Genomic DNA, 18,318 nt, shown 5'->3' with positions numbered 1-18,318 from the left:
GCCCGACTGCGCGTGGGGCGGCTTCACTTGGGCCCCGGTGGCCGTCGGTGCGCCGTGTGGCGGCGGATAGCCTGGGGGCGCAAGGTACGGACGCAGAAGGGCAGAGCACATGGCGGACATCATGGAGACTGCGGCGCGCAAGGTCTTCGACAGCTACGACCTCGACGGCGACGGCCTGGTCACCGCGGACGAGTACCGCCAGGTGGTCGCGGAGCTGGAGGGCTCCGAGATCACCCAGTCGGCCGCCCAGGAGCTGATCGACTCGCTCGACGCCGACGGCGACCGCCGGATGTCCTTCGAGGAGTTCTGGACGGCCATGAACCGTTGACGGCGCGGTCCCGCACCGCACCCCGCAGGGCCCGCACCTACGCGTTGAGTGCGGGCCCTGCGGCATGTGCACTGGCGGGCCCTGCTGTGCCGCCGCGTTAGGCTTCGCGCCCATGGGCAACGCGAACTCCGCTGTGCAATCCGTGCATTCGGTCCCCTATTACGCCCAGTGGGCTTCCGCCCCTCTCGTGGAGGACATTGTGACCGGCCGCATTTCGGCCGGCGATGATCCTGCCTGGGCCGATTACGGTGCCGCCGACCCGCAGGAATACGCGTGGTGGTCATGGCGGCTGTGCGGCGTCGCCTGCCTCCGCATGGCCCTGGAACACTTCGGGCACACGGCCCCCGCACCCATGGAACTCGCGGCCGAATGCGTCGACGCCGGCGCGTACGTACGGGACGGCGACGGGCTCCGGGGGCTGATCTACGCGCCGTTCGCCTCCTGGGTCGAGGCTCGCTTCGGCCTGGCCGCCGAGGTCAGGACCCACCTCCCCGCCGAGGAGATCCCCGGCATCCTCGCCGGGGGCAGGCTCGCGATGCTGTCGGTCCATCCGTCGATTCGACACCCGGAATCCGAACCTCCGCGGACCGGCGGGCATTTGGTGCTCGCCGTAGGTGCCACAGAGGATGTTCTGGTGCTGCACAACCCTTCCGGTTACCACGGTGTCTCCCAGGAATACGCGCGTGTTCCATGGGACCGCTTCGGCAAGTTCTCCGCGGAGAGGGGAGTCGTCCTCGGGGCCGACCGGACCGGGTCGAACGCACTGTGACGATCAAGAACGGCGGCCGTCGTGCGAGGCGAAAACTGTAGCCTGCCGCCATTTTCAGGCTTGACATGGTGGAGTTCCGCGCTGTTCTATGACTTTCCGCAAGGGGGCAGGATGGCAAACGGGGGACGGTTGGCCATGTCCGCCGTCGGACGGAATTCACCATTCCGTCGAGGGGTGGATGGCATGCTCGGATCCACGCTTCACGGAGAGGCAACTCCCGTATCCGGCCACGCAATTCCCCGAAATCGCCGAGTCTGCTGACGCATTCCGCCGGAGTCTTCGCTTCCTGAGCGAGGAGTGGACTGCCGACATGTCCGAGGGGTGGAGAAGCCTTGAACGTCACCTCGCCGGCGTTATCGCGCTTCCCTGTCGTACGGGTCCCGGCACGGGTCGAGCAGGTCCGCGATGCGCCGGCGGCCCGCCCGCCGCTCGTGGGAACGGAGCCGCTGAACAGCATGGAGCAGGCGCCCCACCTGACCACCTGGCCGGACGTCCACCGCCCCGAACTCCGCCTCGGCTGACGGCCTTTCCGCTCAGGTCGGCACTCGTCACCGACGGCGGTCGCCGCCGGCCGATTCGGCGGCACAGCAATGTCCGATTCACAAGAGAGGTCACTCCGTGGCACACACGATCGTCAATCCGGACGGTTTGCACGACCCGGGCCCGTTCGGCTACAGCCACACCGCCAGCGTCCCCGCCGGTACGGAGCTGGTGTTCGTCTCCGGCCAGTACGGCTCGGGCCCTGACGGCATGGTCGTCTCGAAGGACTTCAACGAGCAGGTGCAGCAGGCGTTCAGGAATCTGGCCACGGCTCTCGAGGCACACGGCCTCGGTCTCGCCGACGTCGTCCAATTACGGACGTACGTGGTCGACCCCGACTTCGACAAGCTCGGGGCGATCGGGCAGGCCGTGGCGAGCGGCGGAGCGGAGAAGCCGCCGACGCAGACCGTCATAGGGGTCGCCGGGCTGGCCATGCCCGACATCCTCTTCGAGGTCGAAGCGGTCGCCACGCGGTCCTGACGCCTGCCGCACGTCTAGCCGCCGCGCATGGCGCCGCCGCCCGCGTACGAGGGGGTTCCTCCCGGACGCGGGCGGCGACGCCGGCCCCCAATGCGGCGGCCCGCGATGACAGACACCACCGAACCGCGCCGCCAGCACCGCGAGATCGTCGCGGGCCGCCCGTCGCCGGCGCCGGTCACCAGCCCCCTCCCGCCAACCACCCATCACGCGCCATCCCTCCTCAGTCCCCCGCCTTCGCGCCCGTCGCGTTGAGGACGTACCACTCGGCGCCGAACTGGTTCAGTTCCTGGCCGTTGGTGTCGCCGGGCTTTGTGTCGCCCGCGTAGAGGTAGAGCGGGTGCTTGTTGTAGGTGACCTCGGTTGAGCCGTCGGAGCGTTTGGACGTGCCGAGCAGTGCGGTGTTCACGCCCTTGCCCGCCACGGGCTTGCCGGTGGTGGTCAGCGGGGGCCAGGCGCTCGCGCAACTGCCCGCGCAGGTGGACTTCGCCGTCTTGTCGGCCTCGAAGAGGTAGAGCGTGCGGCCCTTGGCGTCCACGAGGATCTTGCCGAACTTGCTGGAGCCGAGCGCGACGGTCGTCGCCCCCACCTCGCCGTTGCCGCCGGTACCCCCGGTGCCGTACGAGCCCCCCGTACCGTACGAGCCTGTCGTGCTCTGACTCGCCGAAGAGGGCGTCGAGGACGGCTTCTTGCTGCCGCCGTCGGTGCCGGAACAGCCGCTGAGGCCGATGGCCAGCAGGGTGGCGATGACCCCCGCGGTCACCGTGGCTGAGCGCTTCATCGGGTGCCTCCGATGTGTCGATCGGGCTGTGGGCCGTGCTGCAAGGCAATACGGAAACAGTCGCTCCGCCGCTCAGCCGGGGGCCGCGGGCCGGTTTCCCGCGCCGGCTCGACATGTTCAGGACGTAAGGGAAGGTACCGGGCGTCACCTCTGGTTCAGATGGCGATGATGTGGTCGGCCAGTCCGGGCCGCCTGCCACCGCGTGTACGCCGCCCGGCATCCGTTGTCGCAGCGAGGAGAACCACATGTCACCCAGACCCTTACGCCGTACCCGCATGGCGGTGGCCGTCGTGGCTGCCGCCGGTGCCGCGGCCGTCGCGGTCCCGTACGCAGCCGGCGCGTTCGCCCAGGGCGCGCAGCAGACGCGGGAGCAGGCGCGGCAGGCGGTGCAGGGCGGGAGGGCGAAGAACGTCATCCTGCTCATCGGCGACGGCATGGGGGACTCCGAGATCACCCTGGCCCGCAACTACACCGTGGGCGCCGCGGGGCGGCTGAACATGGACAGGTTCCCGATGACCGGCGCGTACACGACGTACGCGGTGCACGCCGACGGCACCCCCGACTACGTCACCGACTCGGCCGCCAGCGGCACCGGGTGGGCGACGGGCCACAAGACCGTGAACGGCCGGATCTCCAAGAGCCCGGACACCGACAGGGCGCTGCCCACGATGCTGGAGCTGGCCCGCAAGAAGGGGTACGCGACCGGCAACGTCACCACCGCCGAACTCACCGACGCCACGCCCGCCGTGCAGGCCGCGCACGTCACCGACCGCAGTTGCCAGGGCCCGGCCGACATGGCGAAGTGCCCGGCCGACACGATCGGCAAGGGCGGCCCCGGGTCCATCGCCGAACAGAGCGTCAACCACAAGGTGGACGTCATGCTGGGCGGAGGCAGGCAGCGCTTCGACCAGAAGATCGGCGAAGGCCCGTACAAGGGGCTGACGGTGACCGAGCAAGCGCGGAAGCTGGGCTATCAACTCGCCACCGACGACGCGGGGTTGAAGGCCGTCAAGGACGTGAGGGGCAAGCCGCTGCTCGGGCTGTTCGCGCCCGGCAACGTGCCCACCGAGTGGACCGGCAAGACGGCGGCGGTCGGCGGCACGGACCCGCAGCGCTGCGTCACCTCCAACCCGAAGCGGCCCGCCGGCACGCCCGCGCTCGCCGGGCAGGCGGAGAAGGCGATCAAGCTGCTGGAGCGCAAGCAGGCCGGCAAGAAGCGGGGCTTCTTCCTGCAGATCGAGGGCGCCTCGATCGACAAGCAGGACCACGCGGCCGACCCGTGCGGCCAGATCGGCGAGACCGCGGCCTTCGACCGCGCGGTGCGGGTGGCCCGCTCGTACGCGGCCAAGCACCCCGACACCCTCGTCGTCACCACCGCCGACCACGGGCACACCAGTCAGATCGTGCCGCTGGAGGCCAAGCCCCCGGGCCAGTCCTCGACGCTGGTCACGGACGAGGGCCAGCAGATGAAGGTCAACTACTCGACCAACACGCCGGGCCAGTCCCAGGAGCACACCGGGACCGAGGTACGCATCGCGGCCCAGGGCCCGCAGGCGTACCGCGTCCTGGGCGTCACGGACCAGACGGACCTCTTCACGACGGTCAGCGAGGCCTTGCGCCTGCGCTGAGTCCGAGGCCGAGCCTGAGGCTGAGTCGGCTGAGCTGGGCGGGGCGGCCGTCGCGCCGTCCCGCCCGCGTCGGCGCGCGCTCGGGGCTGTTGCTGGGCGGGGTGATCTGCGCGGTGTGCGCGGGCGTCGGATGGGTGGCCACCGCGCCGGGACGCCGTACGCCGGTGCCGGAGCCCGCCGCCGCCCCGGAGCCGCGCGCCACCGCGGGACGGACGTGAAGGGGCGGCGGTGAACGGGTGGCCGGGAGCGGGAGCCGGGCGGGGGCGTTCGGCGGCCGCGTCCATGTCGAACTCCACGTGAGGGACCAGGGCCCCGGCATGAGCGAGGCCCAGCGCCGGAACGCCTGCGACCGCTTCTGGCGCGCCCCCGGCGCCCCCGCGGGCGGCAGCGGCCTCGGCCTGGCGATCGCCCAGCAGCTCGCCCGGGCCGGCACCGGGGACATCGGGCTGCGGCCCGCGCCGGGTGGCGGGCTCGACGCGGTGGTCAGCCTGGGGTACGCGCGTACGAGTGCCGTTGCCGTGTCGGTGGGTGGTGGTGGGGCCGGGGCCCCTTGCCAGCTCTGACTCAGCGGATGGCTCGGCCCTCTGGTGTGCGGGCGGCCGCGTGCGCGTATCGGCTGGCCAGAGCGTGGAACGCCTGCTTCGGCTCCCAGCGCCAGGGGGATGCGGGGTCTCCCGGGGTGTCCTGGACTGTCTTCACGAGGCCGTAGTTGACCATGTCGAGGTCGTGCAGGGGATCGCCGGGCCAGTGCGGCGCCTCGGGGGTGATGAACTCGAAGGCGTACGCCGCGTGCAGCCCCGTCGCTTCGAAGGCGTCGTACACGGCGGTGAGGTAGTCGGCCTGTGTCCGCTCGCTGCGGACCAGCCGCTCGGTGATTTCGGGCGGCTGCTTGGTGTAGTCGACCGTACGCCAGCCCATTCCGCCCTTCGCGGGGGCGCCCTTGAACGTGCACGTGCCGAATTCCGCTATGGTCACGGGCTTTTGGAAACGGAGATAGCGGCGGAGTTCGCGTACGTAATCCCGGCGGCGGGAATGCGCGGAGTAATAGTCGATGCCGACGATGTCGAACAGGTCCCAGTCGACGTCCTCGTCCTGGGCCGCGGCGTAGCTCAGCGGCCCGCGGAAGACCGACCTTCCGACCTTCGCGGAGCGCGCGGTGAAGGCAGCGAGCTCGCGCGCCATGTGCGCGGCGTCGAAGTGCCCGCTGGTGAGGTTGTCCACGCGTTCCACGGCGTCGTCCCCGGGCACGATGCCCGGCACGAAGAGGAAGAACTCGCATCCGACGGCGAGTTCGACCCGCGCGCCCTGGCGGCGCAGTTCCTCGGCGTGCCGGCCGGTCTCCGCGAGGTGGTCGAGGATCTCGTGCGGCGGGCGGTCGCCGAGGGTCGGCTCGATGCGCAGCGTCAGCCCGTGTTCCGCGGCCTCGTCGGCGGTGGCGGTCAGCCGCTCGACACCGTCGCCGGTGACCTTGAGGGCGTTGGCGTGCAGGCCCTTCTTGATCGCCCGGACGTGCTCGCGCATGCGGGCCGCGTTCCACGCGGTGGCGGGGGTTTCCCCGGCGCCTACCGTGTAGCACGCGCCTCGGTACCGCACTCCGGGCCGGGCCGTACCTTTCGCCGCGGCGGGGTGGTGTGTGCTGAGCGCACCCGTGAGCCCGAGGGCCGCTGCTCCGGCCGCCCCGGCCAGGAACGACTTCCGGCTGATGCCTCCGACGGGGGATTCCTTGCTGTGCATGGCGCGCCTCCTGTGGTCTCGCGGCCGGCGGGCCGCCCCGGACGGTCCCGTGGAGCGAACGTACGAGCGCCGCGCTGCTCCCCGCGTCCGACCAAGGGCTGTCCTCCGTCATCCGCGAGTCGGCGATTCGCCCCGCGCCTCGATCCCGAAGTCGAGCGGACGGGTACGGCCGGACGCCGGACCGAAGTGTCGCGCTGGGCGTCCGCGAGCCCTTACCTAACGTGCCGGGGAGAAAGTCCGTGTGTCCGGCCCGGCGGTGACTAGGGGTGTGCGTCATGTTCCGTTGCCCGTCGGGCCGTTGCGGGTTCTTCTGCGGTAGGTGCGGGTGCGGTGTTGGAGGTCTCGGATCATGTGGTGGGCCGTGAGGGAGTCCAGGCCGGAGAGCAGGGGGCGGGCCTTGTGGAGGTGGGCGGTGGCCTCCTCCGCGCGGCCGGCGTTGAGGAGTACGGCGGCGATGCGGCCGTGGGTGAGGGCGCGGCCCCTTCGGTCGGCGTACGCGCGGGCGTCCAGCGAACGTTGCCAGGCCCGCAGCGCCGCCGTTTCGTCGCCGAGCGCGTGCAGTACCTCGCCGGTCTGGAAGTCCAGCGCCGCGCGCGGGTAGGAGCCGAAGGGGCCCTCGCCCTCCTCCGCGCTCTCGACGGTGTGCTCCGCCGCCGAGAGCGCCCGTAGCGCGCCCCGCCGTTCCGCGCAGGACGCGCGTGCCACCGCGAGTTGGGCGAGGACGAAGGCCCGTTCGGGGCCAGCGGAGTCGGGGACGGTACGGGTGGCCGTCTCGGCGGTACGGAGTGCCTGGCGGTGCCGCCCGAGCCGCCCGGCGTGGGTGCTCAGCATCCGTAGTACCACCGCCTGCGCCGCCGCTTCTCCGGACTCCTCGGCCAGGCGTTCCGCGAGGGCGAAGTGGTCCTGGGCGCAGGCGTGTTCGCGGCCGTCGGCGTCCATGCGGGCCAGCAGCAGGGCCAGCCGCGACGCCTCCACCAGCAGGGCCGTGCGCTCGGCCGGAGTGGAGGCGCGCCGGAGCCAGGCGACGGTGTCGTCCGCCAGGTAGCGGGTGAGGGCGCCGGAGGCGCGTCCGCCACCGTGCGCGTCCAGGGAGGCCGCGAAGAAGGCCGTCGCGCTTTGCATGGTGGCGCGCTCCACGCTTCCGGCGGAGGCCGGTTCGGGGGAGGGCGGTTGAGGGGAGGCCGGTTGCGCGGAGGGTGGTCGTGCGGAGGTCGGTTGTGCGGCGGGCGGTCCCGGGGTTGCCGTCCCCGGGTGCGCCGGTCTCGTGGGCGCCGCTCCCGCCGCTGACGCGGGTCCCGCCGCCTCCCTCCCTGCGCCTGCGTCCGCGTCCGCGACCGCGCCGCCCGGCCCCGCGGACGAGGGCCCGCGCTGCTCGGGCACTTTCGGCGGCGGCACAGGGTCCGATGCGATGCCGGGCGCGGCGTCTGCCGTCGCGCCCGGTGCGGTGCCTGACCCGGCGTCTGCCGCCACGTCCGCCGCGCTGTCCGACGCAGTGCCGCACCCGGCACCCGACGCCGTGTCCGGCGCGGCGTCCGACCCGCTCCCCACCCCCCTCCCCGAACCGAGCAACGCATGCAACTGCCGCAACGGATCCGCATGTTCGCCCGCCCCTTCCTCCGCCGTCAGACCCGTCATGGCGGGCGTGACCAGGCGCCCCAGGCGGCGGGACAGTACCTCGGACACGAGCTGCGGCACCGGGGGCCTCGGTCGCGTACCGCTCAGCCAGTGGGCCACCGCGGTGCGGTCGTAATGGAGGCGGATGCCGGACTGCGCGCCGAGGCGGTTCACGGCGTGCGCGAGCGCGGCCTGGGTGAGGCCGGCCTCCACCAGGAGCCTGCGCAGTCGCTGGTTGTCAGAACGCGTCGGCGCCACGGGCAGCACCTCCGGATTCCCGGGGCCGGCGGAGGAAAACGCGGGGGAGCTGGAGCCGTACGTGAGCCGGGAAGGGCAGCCGCATAGCTAGTGAATGCGGTCCTGGAGCGTTATCCAAACGCTTTCCCGGCGCTGTGCGCGTGAAGTCCGTGAAAAAGGCGAAACCGCCTGCGCACCCGTGCGCCCGCCGGTACGCCGTCGTGAGCCGGTGCGCGCGGCATTGGAGACCGGAAACCGTCTGCCCCGTAAGCCTATTACGGGTTGCGGGCCAGACGGCCAGACGGTTTCCCCTGACCGCATGCCGTGCGCCGCACGTCGCATGCCACACGCCGCATGCCGTATAGCGCATACCCCGCGACTTTCACGGGTTTCAACAGGGCGTTGCCGTCAGCGCTTTCCAGCGCTCGGTTCCTGTTGCTTGTCTGGATTTCCGGAGACGGCTCCGGACGGTTCCCTTACGCCCTGCGACGTGCGGCAACGCTGCCGTACCCGAGGAGTTCCCCCATGAGTGTGCTGTTGAATTCGCTTTCCCCGCCCGGGGACAAGCATGGCGCCACGACCGTCCACGTCTTTCCGGGGCAGGGCGACTTCGCGCTCAGCCCGCTGGTACGCGGCGTACGGACGCAGCCGCTGGTGCGCGCGGCGGTGGAGGAGGTCTTCGACGAGATCGACGCGGCGGGCGCGGAGTACGGGGTGCCGCCGCTGGGGCGCGCGCTGCTCAGCCCGTACCCGCCCAGCGGCCGCGACCTGGCCGAAGGTCCCGTCGGCCGGCCCCAACTCGCCCTGTTCGGCGCGTCGGTCGCGGTGCACCGTGCGCTGAGCGCGGCGGGGCGCGCGCCGCACCGCGTACTGGGCGTGAGCTTCGGCGAGATCGCGGCGTGCACCGCGGGCGGGATCCTGCGGATCGCGGACGGCGCGCGTGCGGCCTGCGAACTCGCCCGCTGCCTTGCCCCCTGCGCCGGCGGTATGACCCTGCTGGGTGCGGGTGAGGCGGAGGCGCGTGCGCTGCTGCGTGGGTGCGGCCCCCACGGACTGGCCCTGGCCTGCGTGAACGCCCCGGACGAGACGGTGCTGAGCGGTCCGCTCGCCGATCTGGAACGGGTCGAGGCGCTGGCACGGGGGCAGGACCTGGCGACGCAGCGCCTGCGGCTGCCGTTCCTCTCCCACCACCCCTCGCTGACGCGGGAGGCGGACCGCTTCGCCGCCGCGCTGCGCGGGCTGCCGGTCGAGCCGGCCGCGCTGCCCGTGCACTCCGCCGTGCTGGGGCGGGCGTACGAGCCGGATGAGGACGTACCGCGCCGGCTCGCCGCCTGCCTGACCCATCCCGTACATCTGCCTCGTGCGCTGCGCGGCGTCGTACGCGCGCCGTACACGCAACTGCTGGAGGCCGGCACGGGCTGGTCCCTCACCCGCTGCGCCCGCCGCTCCCTCCCCACCGAACCCGCCGCGGCCCACGCCCCCTTGTCCGACCCGGACTTCCCGTGGAACAGGCCACGCCGAGGCAAACACGCCGCGCGGCCGCGCAGCGGGAGCGTGCGCGATGCGGGGCCGTACGAGGCGAACACGTCCGAGGCGGACCGGCCCGCCGCGGGCCCTCGCACCGCGAGCGCGTGCGATGCGAGCCCGTACGAAGCGAACAGGCTCGACGCGGAAGGGACCACCGCGGACCGGCCCACCACGGACCGCCCCGCCGCCACCCCACGTACCGCGACCCCCACAGCCCCGCCCACCCCCACCACCCGCCCGGACGGTGCCGCGTGAGCGGCGCGGTGGCCGCTCCCTGTGCCGAGGCGCGGCGGGAGTTCGACGGGATCCTGCATGATCCGCACACCCGTGACGCGCGGCGGCGGCTGCTGGCCGTGCTCGGTGAGATGGGCGAGCGGCCCGTACCCGCGTCGGGGCACAACGCCCGCGCGCACCGCGACCTGCGCAGGCTCGCCCAAGTCGTCGGCCCCGTACGGCGGATGGCCCGCGGTCCGCGCCTGCTGGCAGCCATGAGCGAGGGTCTGGCGGTCGCTGACCCGCCGCTCTACATGACCGCGCTCAACCACTACGTACTGTGCCTGGGCTCGGTGCTCGCCCTCTGCCCCGACCCGGCGCGACTGGCCGGCGAGCTGGAGGCGCTGGAGTCGGCGCGGGTGAAGGGCTCGTACCTGGTGACCGAGGTGGGCGAGGCGGGCAGCCACCTCCAGCCGCGTACGACGGCCGAATTCGACGCGGAGCGCGGCGAGTTCGTGCTGCGGACGCCGGACAACGGGGCGGCGAAGTTCTCCAGCGTGGGCGCGCCGGGCATCGCGCAGGCGGGTGTGGTGTGCGCACGGCTGCGGCACGCGGGCGCCGACTGCGGCGTCTTCTCCTTCCTGGTCGACCTCAGCGACGCGCACGGGCCGGCGCCCGGCGTGCACATCTCCGGGCCGCTGACGGCGCCCGACCTCCCGCTGGAGTACGCGCTGGTGCGCTTCTCCGGGGTGCGTCTGCCGTACGAGCGGTGGCTGAGCGACGGCGCGGAGTTCGACGCTGACGGCGAGTTCCACGATCCGCTCGGCTCGGCCCAGGCGCGGTTGCAGCGCACCCTCTGCGCTGGTCAGGCCCTGTGGGGCACGCTGCCCTCGGCGCTGGCGGCCATGGCGCGCGGCTGCGCTTCCCAGGCGCTGCGGCACTCCGCGCACCGGTGCAGCGGCGGCGGCCCCTCGCCCGGTGCGGCGGTGCTCGCGCACAGGCCGCAGCAGCACGCGCTGTTGGGGGCGCTGGCCGAGGCGTTCGCGCTGACCTGCGCGGGCAACGCGGCGCGTGAGGGGTGGCTGCGCGCGGTGCGCACGCGGGCCCCGTACGCGCCCGCAGAGGAGAGTGCCGCGCCGCGTGCGGCCTTCGCGCCGTGGTCGGCGGTGGACGGCGCGCTGCCCGTCTACAAGGCGCTCGCGGCGGAGGGCACCGCGCGCGTGGCGGCCGAGTGCCAGCAGCGCAGCGGCCTGGGTGGCTACCTCGGGGTGAACCGGCTGCCCGGTTACCGGGGCTTCGCGCACGCCTTCCGCACCGCGGGCGGCGACGACCGGCTGATCCTGCTGGACGCGGGGCGCGCGCTGGCCGAGCACGACGGGGGCCCGGGGCCGGGGGCCTCGGGGTACGGCGCTTCCGGGCACGGGGCTTCGGGGTACGGCGCTTCCGGGCACGGCGTGTACTCGGGCGCTCCGGGGCCGCTCGGCACCCCGCAGTGGTGGCCGGCCGTGGCGGCGCTGCGCGAGCGGACGCTGACCGCGCGGCTGCGCGAGGCGCTGCGCGAACGCGAGGAGTGCGGCACCCGCGGCCTCGACCTGTGGAACCCGCTGCTGGAGCAGGCGCGCGAACTCGGCGAGGCACACGCCGAACGCCTGGCGGCCGACGCCGTGCACCACACCCTCGCCGCCGTACGCGCGCCCGAACTGCGCACCGCGCTGGAGCCGTTGGCCGCGCTGTACGGGGTCGCGCGGGCACGGGCGCTCGCCGGCGGGCTGCAGACGGCCGGCGTCCTCACGCCCGGTACGGCGCGTTCGCTGCCCACGGTCATGGACGGCCTGTGCGATCTGGTGCTGCCGCACCTGCCCTGGCTGGAGGAGGCCATGGCCGCGCCGCCGCAGCTCGGACGCCCGCCGCTGGGCGACGCCCCGTACGGGGACGCCCTCGCCGACTCCCTCGACTGGCCGGGCGGCGGCGATCGGCCGGGCGGCGGCGACCAGTCAGGCAGCGGCGACCGGCCGGGCATCGATGATCAGCCGCGCAGCGGCGAGCGGCCGTCCGTCAGCAATCGGCAGCACAGGAGCACCTGATGAGCACATCGCACACCGCGCCGCGTACGCCTCGTACGCAGCGTTCGCCTCGTACGCCCCGCCGCATCGGCGTGCTGGGCATGGGCACCTACGTGCCCGCGCGCCGCCGTGGGAACGCGGAGGTCGCCAGCGCCCTGGACGTCAGCCCCGAGTGGATCGCGGAGCGCACCGGCGTACGCGGCCGGCACGTGGCCGCCGCGGACGAGGCCGCCTCCGATCTGGCCGCGGCGGCGGTACGTTCGGCCGCTGCGGCCGCCGGCGTGGACCCGGACCACCTGGACGTACTGGTGCTGGCCACGTCCACGCCCGACGAACTCGGGCCCTCCACAGCCTGCCGCGTACAGGCGCTGGTCGGCGCGCGCAACGCCACCGCGCTGGATGTGAGCGCGGCGTGCTCGGGCTGGCTGTTCGCGGCGCGGGTGGCGTGCGACTGGCTGCGCGCGGATGTGCGGGCGCGGTACGCCGCGGTGGTGGGGGTGGAGGCGTACTCCAAGTTCCTCGACCCGCATGACCGGGGCACCGCGACGCTGTTCGCCGACGGGGCGGCCGCGGCCGTGCTCGGTCCGGTGCGGGAGGGCGAAGGATTCGGGGACTTCCATCTCGGCTCCGACGGGACGATGGCGCACCACGTGCTCATCCCGGCGGGCGGCAGCCGCGCCCCCGCCTGCGCCGGAACGCTGCGGGACGGGCGGCACCGCATCCACATGGACGGCCGCGCGGTACGGGACTTCATCGCCGAGGTCTTCCCGCGGATGCTCCAGCAGGCCCTCGTACGCGAGGACTTGGCACTCTCGGACATCGACGCCTTCGTCACCCACCAGCCCAACCCGGTCCTGCTGCGCGGCATCGGCCGCGACCTGGGCATCCCCGCCGAGCGCCAGATCATCATCGGCGACGAGGTAGGCAACATCGGCGCGGCCTCGGCCCCCTACGCCCTGGCCACAGCAGCAGCCCGCGGCGTCCTGCACCCCGGCGCCCGCGTCTTCCTCGCCACCTTCGGCGCGGGCGTGACCTGGGGGAACACGCTTCTGACGTGGACGGGGGCGCCGGCGATCCGGGTGAGGCCGGCCGACACCCGGGCCGAGCCCGCCGATGAGCGTGACGGTCACAGTCCCGCGTGCCCAGACCGCGCCGGACCGCAACAGGGCTCAGCCGCGCCCTCCCTGTCTCCCGCAACCATCAAGGCCGTTCAGAACAGGAGCACCCCATGAACACTCTCGAACCCTTTCGGCTCGATGGCGCCAAGGCCCTTGTCACCGGGGCCTCCCGTGGGATCGGGCGGGCCGTTGCCGTGGCTCTTGCCGAGGCGGGGGCCGATCTTGCGCTCAGTGCCCGCAGCAACGAGGCGCTCAAGTCGACGGCCGATCTGGTGGCCAGGGCCGGGCGGCGGGCCGTGTTGTTGGCTGCCGACTTCAGCGAACCAGAGGCCGCCGGTACTGCGGTGGACCGGGCCGGCGAGGCGTTGGGTGGGCTGGACATCGTGGTGCACAACGCGGGGGTGCTTCCCGTGCGGCCGGACGGTACGCCTGACTTGGCGCCGTTGCAGGACTCCGCGCAGGAGGACTGGGACGCGGTGGTGACCGTCAACCTCAACGCCAGTGCGGCGCTGTGCCGGCGCGCTCACGCCCACCTGCGTTCCTCGCCGCGCGCCTCGTTGCTGCTGATGTCCTCGGCCTCGGCGGTGATGGGTACGCCCAGGATGGAGGCGTACGCGGCCTCCAAGGCGGGGCAGCTCTCCCTCGCGCGCAGCCTCGCGGTGGGCTGGGCGCGCGAGGGCATCCGCGTCAACGCCCTGTGCGCGGGCTGGACCCGCACCGACATGACCGAGTACGCCCACCGCACCGCCCCGCTCTCGGACTGGCTCATGGCGCATGTGCCGATGGGCCGCTGGGCGGAACCGGAAGAGGTCGCGCACACGGCGCTCTTCCTCTCCTCAACCGCCGCCGCGTACCTGACGGGCCAGCAAGTGCTGCTGGACGGCGGCCTGTCGGTGCCGGACGGGGGACTGGCCGGGATCCCGAAGCCCGCGCCCCCGTTCGCGGCGGGCGGATGAGGGCCGGGGGCGGACGGGCGTGCCCGAGCACCCGGCGCCTGCATGCCGGAGCAACCCGGCGTCTGCGTGCCCGAGCGCCCGGCCGCCCGCGTGCGCGAGCGACCCGACCGCCGGCCCCAACTCCCGTACGCCGCAGCCCTATCCCGTACGACACACCCCGCCCCCACACCCCCGTACGCCACACCCACCCGCCGTACCCCGTACGCCCCCACCCCGAAGCGAGGAAAGCGCGCATGAGTGAGAGCACGCCCGCGGCCGTCATCTGCGGCATCGGTGCCTGTCTGCCGCCGAGGGTGGTGAGCAACGAGGAGGTCGTGCGGCGCGGGGTGCTGGAGACCACGGACGCGTGGATCCGCACCCGTACCGGCGTGGCCGAGCGGCGGCGGGCCGCGGCGGGCGTCAGCACCGGCGATCTGGCGGCGGCCGCCGGACGGGCGGCGCTGGCCTCGGCCGGCACGGAGCACGCCGACCTGCTGCTGCTCGCCACGACCACGCCCGACCGGCGCTGTCCGGCGACGGCGCCCGAGGTCGCGTACCGGCTCGGGCTCGGCCATGTACCCGCGTTCGACCTGGCGGCGGTGTGCTCGGGCTTCCTGTACGGGCTGGCCACCGCCGACGCACTGCTGCGCGCCGGGGTGTGCAGCCGGCCGCTGGTGATCGGGGCCGAGACGTACTCGACCATCGTCGACCCGCTCGACCGGGACACCGCCGCGGTCTTCGGCGACGGCGCGGGCGCCACGCTGCTGCGCCCGGGGAGGAGCGGCGAACCCGGCGCCGTACGCGCCGCGCACCTCGGCTCGGACGGTTCGGGCGGCGACCTCATCTCCATCGCGGCGGGCGGTTCCCGCAGGCCGGACACCACGCCCAGGCTCTGCCGCGAGGTGCGCTACTTCCGGATGCGGGGGAGGGAGGTGTACCGGCACGCGGTGCGGCGCATGACGGAGTCCTCGGCGACCGTGCTCGGGCACGCCGGCTGGTCCTCCGACAGCGTGCGCGCCTTCATCGGGCACCAGGCCAACCAGCGCATCCTCGACGCGGTCGCGCAGCGGCTGGCCATCGCGCCGCAGCACTGCTTCGGCAACATCCGGGACGTCGGCAACACCGCTGCCGCCTCCATCCCGCTGGCCCTCGCCGGTACGGCCGCGCGCGGAGCCGTACGGCCGGGCGCGCGCACCCTGCTGACCGCCTTCGGCGGCGGCCTCACCTGGGCCTCGGTCGCCGCGAACTGGCCCGGGGCCGCACCGCATCACCGCCCGCCCGAGCCCCGCGAAGCCTCGGCGGACACCGACCGCCGCACGGCCGACTCCACCTCTCGTACGACCGACCGCTCCGCACCTCGTCACAGCACCCGCAACAGGAAGGCACCCCCATGGAATCCGTCCGCGACCACCTGGCCGGCGTCCTGACCGAGAAGTTCGAGGTCGCTCCGGAACGCCTGACCCCCGACGCGACCCTCGCCGGCCTCGAACTGGACTCGCTCGCCGTCGTCGAGCTCTTCCTCACGCTCCAGGAGCACTGGCGCGTACCCCTGGACGAGAACGAGGAGGGCGCATCCGAGCTGTCCCTGCGGGAGATCGCGGCGCTCGTGGAGGCGCGGTGCGACGGCTCCCGCACGGGCGGTCCCGCACCGGGAGCGGAGGGCCCGCGATGACGGCCCCCGCACCCCGGGGCGCCGGCCCCCTCGCTGTCACCGGCATCGGCCTGGTCACCCCCGGCGGGGTCGGCGCGAAGGAGACCTGGGCGCGGGTGTGTTCGGGCACGCCGACGGCCGCAGGCGACCCCGAACTGGCCGAGCTCCCCGTGGACTTCTCCTGCCGCGTACCGGGCTTCGACCCGCGCGTCCACGCGGGCGGCGCGCAGCCCTGGCGGAACGACCGCTTCACACAGCTCGCCCTGGCCGCTGCCCACGAGGCGGTGTCAGGCGCCGGTCTGGACCCGGCGGCGTGGGACGCGAGCCGGGTGGCGGTGGTACTCGGATCCGCTGCGGGCGGCGTGGGGACGTACGAGGCCCAGCACCGCACCCTGCTGTCCTCGGGGCCGGGCGCGGTGTCCCCGCTCACGCTGCCCGGCTTCCTGCCCAACATGGCCGCCGGGCGGCTGGCGATCGACCTGCGCGCACAGGGCCCCGTCGCGCACACCGCGACCGCCTGCGCCTCGGGGGCCACGGCCGTGATCACCGCCGCGCTCCTGCTGGACAGCGGCGCCTGCGACATCGCCGTCGCGGGCGGGGCGGACGCCATGGTGACCCGCACCTGCGCGACGGCCTTCGCGCGCATGGGGGCGCTGTCGCGCGGCACCGGCGACCCGGCGTGCGCTTCCCGGCCCTTCGACGCCGGCCGCGACGGCTTCGTACTCGCCGAGGGCGCGGGCGTCCTGGTGCTGGAGCGCGCCGCGCACGCGGCGGCACGCGGGGCCCGCGCGCACGCGGTGCTCGCCGGGCACGGTTCCTCGGCCGACGCCTACCACCCCGTCGCGCCGCACCCGCGCGGCGAGGGGCTGCGCCGGGCGCTGCACCAGGCGCTGGCCTCGGCGGACGCCGCGCCGCACGAGGTGGACCACGTCAATGCGCACGGCACGGGCACCCCGCTCAACGACAAGGCCGAAGCGGCCGTGCTGCGCGAGGAACTGGGCGCCGGGCCGCCCTCGGTGACCTCGGCCAAGGGCGTGCTGGGGCACACCATGGGCGCGGCCGGAGCCGTGGAGGCCGCGCTCACCGCCCTCAGCGCAGCACACCAACTGGCCCCGCCCACCGCCAACTTCCGCACCCCGGACGCCGACACGGCCGGCATCGACGTGGTACGCGGCGAGCCCCGCGACCACGGCATCCGCCTCGCCCTCAGCAACTCCTGCGGTTTCGGCGGCCACAACACGGTGCTGGCTTTCCGGCCGGCGGGCTGAACGCCCAACCGGCCCGCGGGCCGCGCCGTTCGCCCCACTTCCACGCCCCGCGCCCTCACCCCACGCAACGACAAGGAGACCGGTATGCCTCCCTCCCGCCTGAACGCGCTGTACGAGGAGACCGTGCGGCGCAATCCCGGCGAGCCCGAGTTCCACCAGGCCGTACGCGAAGTGCTCGGTTCCCTGGCGCCGCTGCTCGCCGCCCGGCCCGAACTCGCCGAACCCGGGCTGCTGGAGCGACTCGCCGAGCCCGAGCGGCAGATCGTCTTCCGGGTGCCCTGGCAGGACGACACGGGTGCCGTCCGCGTCGGCCGGGGCTTCCGGGTGGAGTTCAACGGCGCGCTCGGCCCGTACAAGGGCGGTCTGCGCTTCCACCCCTCGGTGGGTCTGGGGACCGTCAAGTTCCTCGGCTTCGAGCAGACCTTCAAGAACGCGCTGACAGGGCTCGCGCTCGGCGGCGCCAAGGGCGGCAGCGACTTCGACCCGCGCGGGCGCTCCGCGGGCGAGGTCATGCGCTTCTGCCAGTCCTTCATGACCGAACTGCACCGGCACGTGGGCGAGCACACCGACGTGCCCGCGGGCGACACCGGCGTGGGCGAGCGCGAGATCGGCTACCTCTTCGGCCACTACCGCCGCATCACCAACCGCTGGGAGCCGGGCGTGCTGACCGGCAAGGGCCGCGGCTGGGGCGGTTCGGCGGTACGGGCCGAGGCCACCGGGTACGGCACGGTGCTCTTCACCGCGGAGATGCTGCGCCGGCGCGGCCGCGACCTGGAGGGACGTCGGGTGGCGGTCTCGGGGTCGGGGAACGTGGCCCTGTACGCGATCGAGAAGGCCCAGGCCCTGGGCGCGCACGCGGTGACGGCCTCCGACTCGGGAGGCTACGTGGTCGACGAGAAGGGCATCGACCTCTCCCTCCTCCAGCAGGTCAAGCAGGTGGAGCGGGGGCGGGTCGCCGACTACGCCCGGCGGCGCGGCAGTTCGTCCCGGTACGTGGCCGGGGGTGAGGGGCGCGTGTGGGAGGTGCCGGCCGACGTGGCCCTGCCGTGCGCCACGCAGAACGAGGTGACGGCCGACGACGCTGCCACCCTCGTGCGCAACGGCGTCCAAGCGGTGGCCGAGGGCGCCAACATGCCCGTCACGCCGCAGGCCGTACGCCTCTTCCGCGAGGCCGACGTCGCCTTCGGTCCCGGAAAGGCGGCGAACGCCGGGGGAGTGGCCACCAGCGCCCTGGAGATGCAGCAGAACGCGGCCCGCACGTCATGGCCCTTTCCGTACGTGGAACGGAAACTCACCGAGATCATGCACGCCGTCCACGAAACGTGCCTGAGCACGGCCGAACTCCACGGCGCCCCGGGCGACTACGCCACCGGCGCGAACATCGCCGGCGTCGAGAGGGTCGCCGACGCGGTGCTGGAGCAGGGGGTGGTGTGAG

General features: G+C 73.7%; 17 protein-coding genes. 14 read left to right on the top strand and 3 right to left on the bottom strand.

The features are described 5' to 3' along the window. Positions 1-109: 109 nt before the first annotated feature. The 4 genes from ABEE00_RS21515 to ABEE00_RS21500 all read left to right on the top strand — a co-directional run bounded on the left by ABEE00_RS21515 (position 110) and on the right by ABEE00_RS21500 (position 2,117). Complete coding sequence (locus ABEE00_RS21515; RefSeq protein ID WP_345747235.1) at positions 110-328, top strand: EF-hand domain-containing protein; 219 nt, start codon at positions 110-112, stop codon at positions 326-328. A 112-nt stretch (positions 329-440) separates the two neighbouring features. Then, positions 441-1,097, top strand: coding sequence for a C39 family peptidase (locus tag ABEE00_RS21510; protein WP_345747234.1), 657 nt, complete (start codon positions 441-443; stop codon positions 1,095-1,097). A 332-nt stretch (positions 1,098-1,429) separates the two neighbouring features. Continuing rightward, positions 1,430-1,618 carry a hypothetical protein gene (locus tag ABEE00_RS21505; RefSeq protein WP_345747233.1) on the top strand — a complete coding sequence of 63 codons (189 nt, stop codon included), beginning with the start codon at positions 1,430-1,432 and terminating at the stop codon, positions 1,616-1,618. A gap of 97 nt (positions 1,619-1,715) precedes the next feature. Further along, entirely contained in the window at positions 1,716-2,117 is a 402-nt protein-coding gene (locus ABEE00_RS21500) for a RidA family protein (protein WP_345747232.1), read from the top strand. 220 nt (positions 2,118-2,337) lie between these two features. Here ABEE00_RS21500 and ABEE00_RS21495 read toward each other — a convergent pair whose 3' ends face one another. Further along, complete coding sequence (locus tag ABEE00_RS21495; protein ID WP_345747231.1) at positions 2,338-2,895, bottom strand: COG4315 family predicted lipoprotein; 558 nt, start codon at positions 2,893-2,895, stop codon at positions 2,338-2,340. A 245-nt stretch (positions 2,896-3,140) separates the two neighbouring features. Here ABEE00_RS21495 and ABEE00_RS21490 point away from each other — a divergent pair, with 245 nt between their 5' ends. Continuing rightward, positions 3,141-4,523, top strand: coding sequence for an alkaline phosphatase (locus ABEE00_RS21490; RefSeq protein WP_345747230.1), 1,383 nt, complete (start codon positions 3,141-3,143; stop codon positions 4,521-4,523). 236 nt (positions 4,524-4,759) lie between these two features. Beyond that, positions 4,760-5,086 (top strand): sensor histidine kinase, encoded by a 327-nt coding sequence (locus tag ABEE00_RS21485; RefSeq protein ID WP_451918634.1) that lies wholly within the window; start codon positions 4,760-4,762, stop codon positions 5,084-5,086. Between the two features lies 1 nt (position 5,087). Here the strand turns inward: ABEE00_RS21485 and ABEE00_RS21480 are convergent, their stop codons facing one another. Further along, positions 5,088-6,044 carry an abortive phage infection protein gene (locus ABEE00_RS21480; RefSeq protein WP_451918633.1) on the bottom strand — a complete coding sequence of 319 codons (957 nt, stop codon included), beginning with the start codon at positions 6,042-6,044 and terminating at the stop codon, positions 5,088-5,090. A gap of 486 nt (positions 6,045-6,530) precedes the next feature. Beyond that, positions 6,531-7,379: an NsdA family TPR-like regulatory protein gene (locus ABEE00_RS21475; protein ID WP_345747227.1), complete on the bottom strand. Its 849-nt coding sequence runs from the start codon at positions 7,377-7,379 to the stop codon at positions 6,531-6,533. A 1,254-nt stretch (positions 7,380-8,633) separates the two neighbouring features. Between ABEE00_RS21475 and ABEE00_RS21470 the strand changes: the two genes are divergently transcribed. The 8 genes from ABEE00_RS21470 (at position 8,634) to gdhA (ending at position 18,317) form a co-directional block, all read left to right on the top strand. Then, complete coding sequence (locus tag ABEE00_RS21470; RefSeq protein ID WP_345747226.1) at positions 8,634-9,890, top strand: ACP S-malonyltransferase; 1,257 nt, start codon at positions 8,634-8,636, stop codon at positions 9,888-9,890. Between the two features lie 8 nt (positions 9,891-9,898). Beyond that, positions 9,899-11,932 carry an acyl-CoA dehydrogenase family protein gene (locus ABEE00_RS21465; protein WP_345747225.1) on the top strand — a complete coding sequence of 678 codons (2,034 nt, stop codon included), beginning with the start codon at positions 9,899-9,901 and terminating at the stop codon, positions 11,930-11,932. Beyond that, positions 11,932-13,143 (top strand): 3-oxoacyl-ACP synthase III family protein, encoded by a 1,212-nt coding sequence (locus tag ABEE00_RS21460; RefSeq protein WP_345747224.1) that lies wholly within the window; start codon positions 11,932-11,934, stop codon positions 13,141-13,143. The genes ABEE00_RS21465 and ABEE00_RS21460 overlap by 1 nt, the downstream gene beginning before the upstream one ends. Beyond that, positions 13,140-13,985 carry an SDR family NAD(P)-dependent oxidoreductase gene (locus tag ABEE00_RS21455; protein ID WP_345747223.1) on the top strand — a complete coding sequence of 282 codons (846 nt, stop codon included), beginning with the start codon at positions 13,140-13,142 and terminating at the stop codon, positions 13,983-13,985. Before ABEE00_RS21460 ends, ABEE00_RS21455 begins: the two co-directional genes overlap by 4 nt. A 233-nt stretch (positions 13,986-14,218) precedes the next feature. Next, positions 14,219-15,391 carry a beta-ketoacyl-ACP synthase III gene (locus ABEE00_RS21450; protein WP_345747222.1) on the top strand — a complete coding sequence of 391 codons (1,173 nt, stop codon included), beginning with the start codon at positions 14,219-14,221 and terminating at the stop codon, positions 15,389-15,391. Beyond that, positions 15,355-15,636, top strand: coding sequence for an acyl carrier protein (locus ABEE00_RS21445; protein ID WP_345747221.1), 282 nt, complete (start codon positions 15,355-15,357; stop codon positions 15,634-15,636). Before ABEE00_RS21450 ends, ABEE00_RS21445 begins: the two co-directional genes overlap by 37 nt. Beyond that, positions 15,633-16,883 carry a beta-ketoacyl-[acyl-carrier-protein] synthase family protein gene (locus tag ABEE00_RS21440; RefSeq protein WP_345747220.1) on the top strand — a complete coding sequence of 417 codons (1,251 nt, stop codon included), beginning with the start codon at positions 15,633-15,635 and terminating at the stop codon, positions 16,881-16,883. The genes ABEE00_RS21445 and ABEE00_RS21440 overlap by 4 nt, the downstream gene beginning before the upstream one ends. Before the next feature lie 84 nt (positions 16,884-16,967). After that, positions 16,968-18,317: an NADP-specific glutamate dehydrogenase gene (gene gdhA / locus ABEE00_RS21435; RefSeq protein ID WP_345747219.1), complete on the top strand. Its 1,350-nt coding sequence runs from the start codon at positions 16,968-16,970 to the stop codon at positions 18,315-18,317. The last annotated feature ends 1 nt before the right edge of the window (position 18,318 follow it).

The sequence above is a fragment of the Streptomyces odontomachicola genome, from assembly GCF_039605595.1.
GTDB lineage: Bacteria > Actinomycetota > Actinomycetes > Streptomycetales > Streptomycetaceae > Streptomyces.
This window is presented reverse-complemented; position numbering and strand designations above follow the sequence as displayed.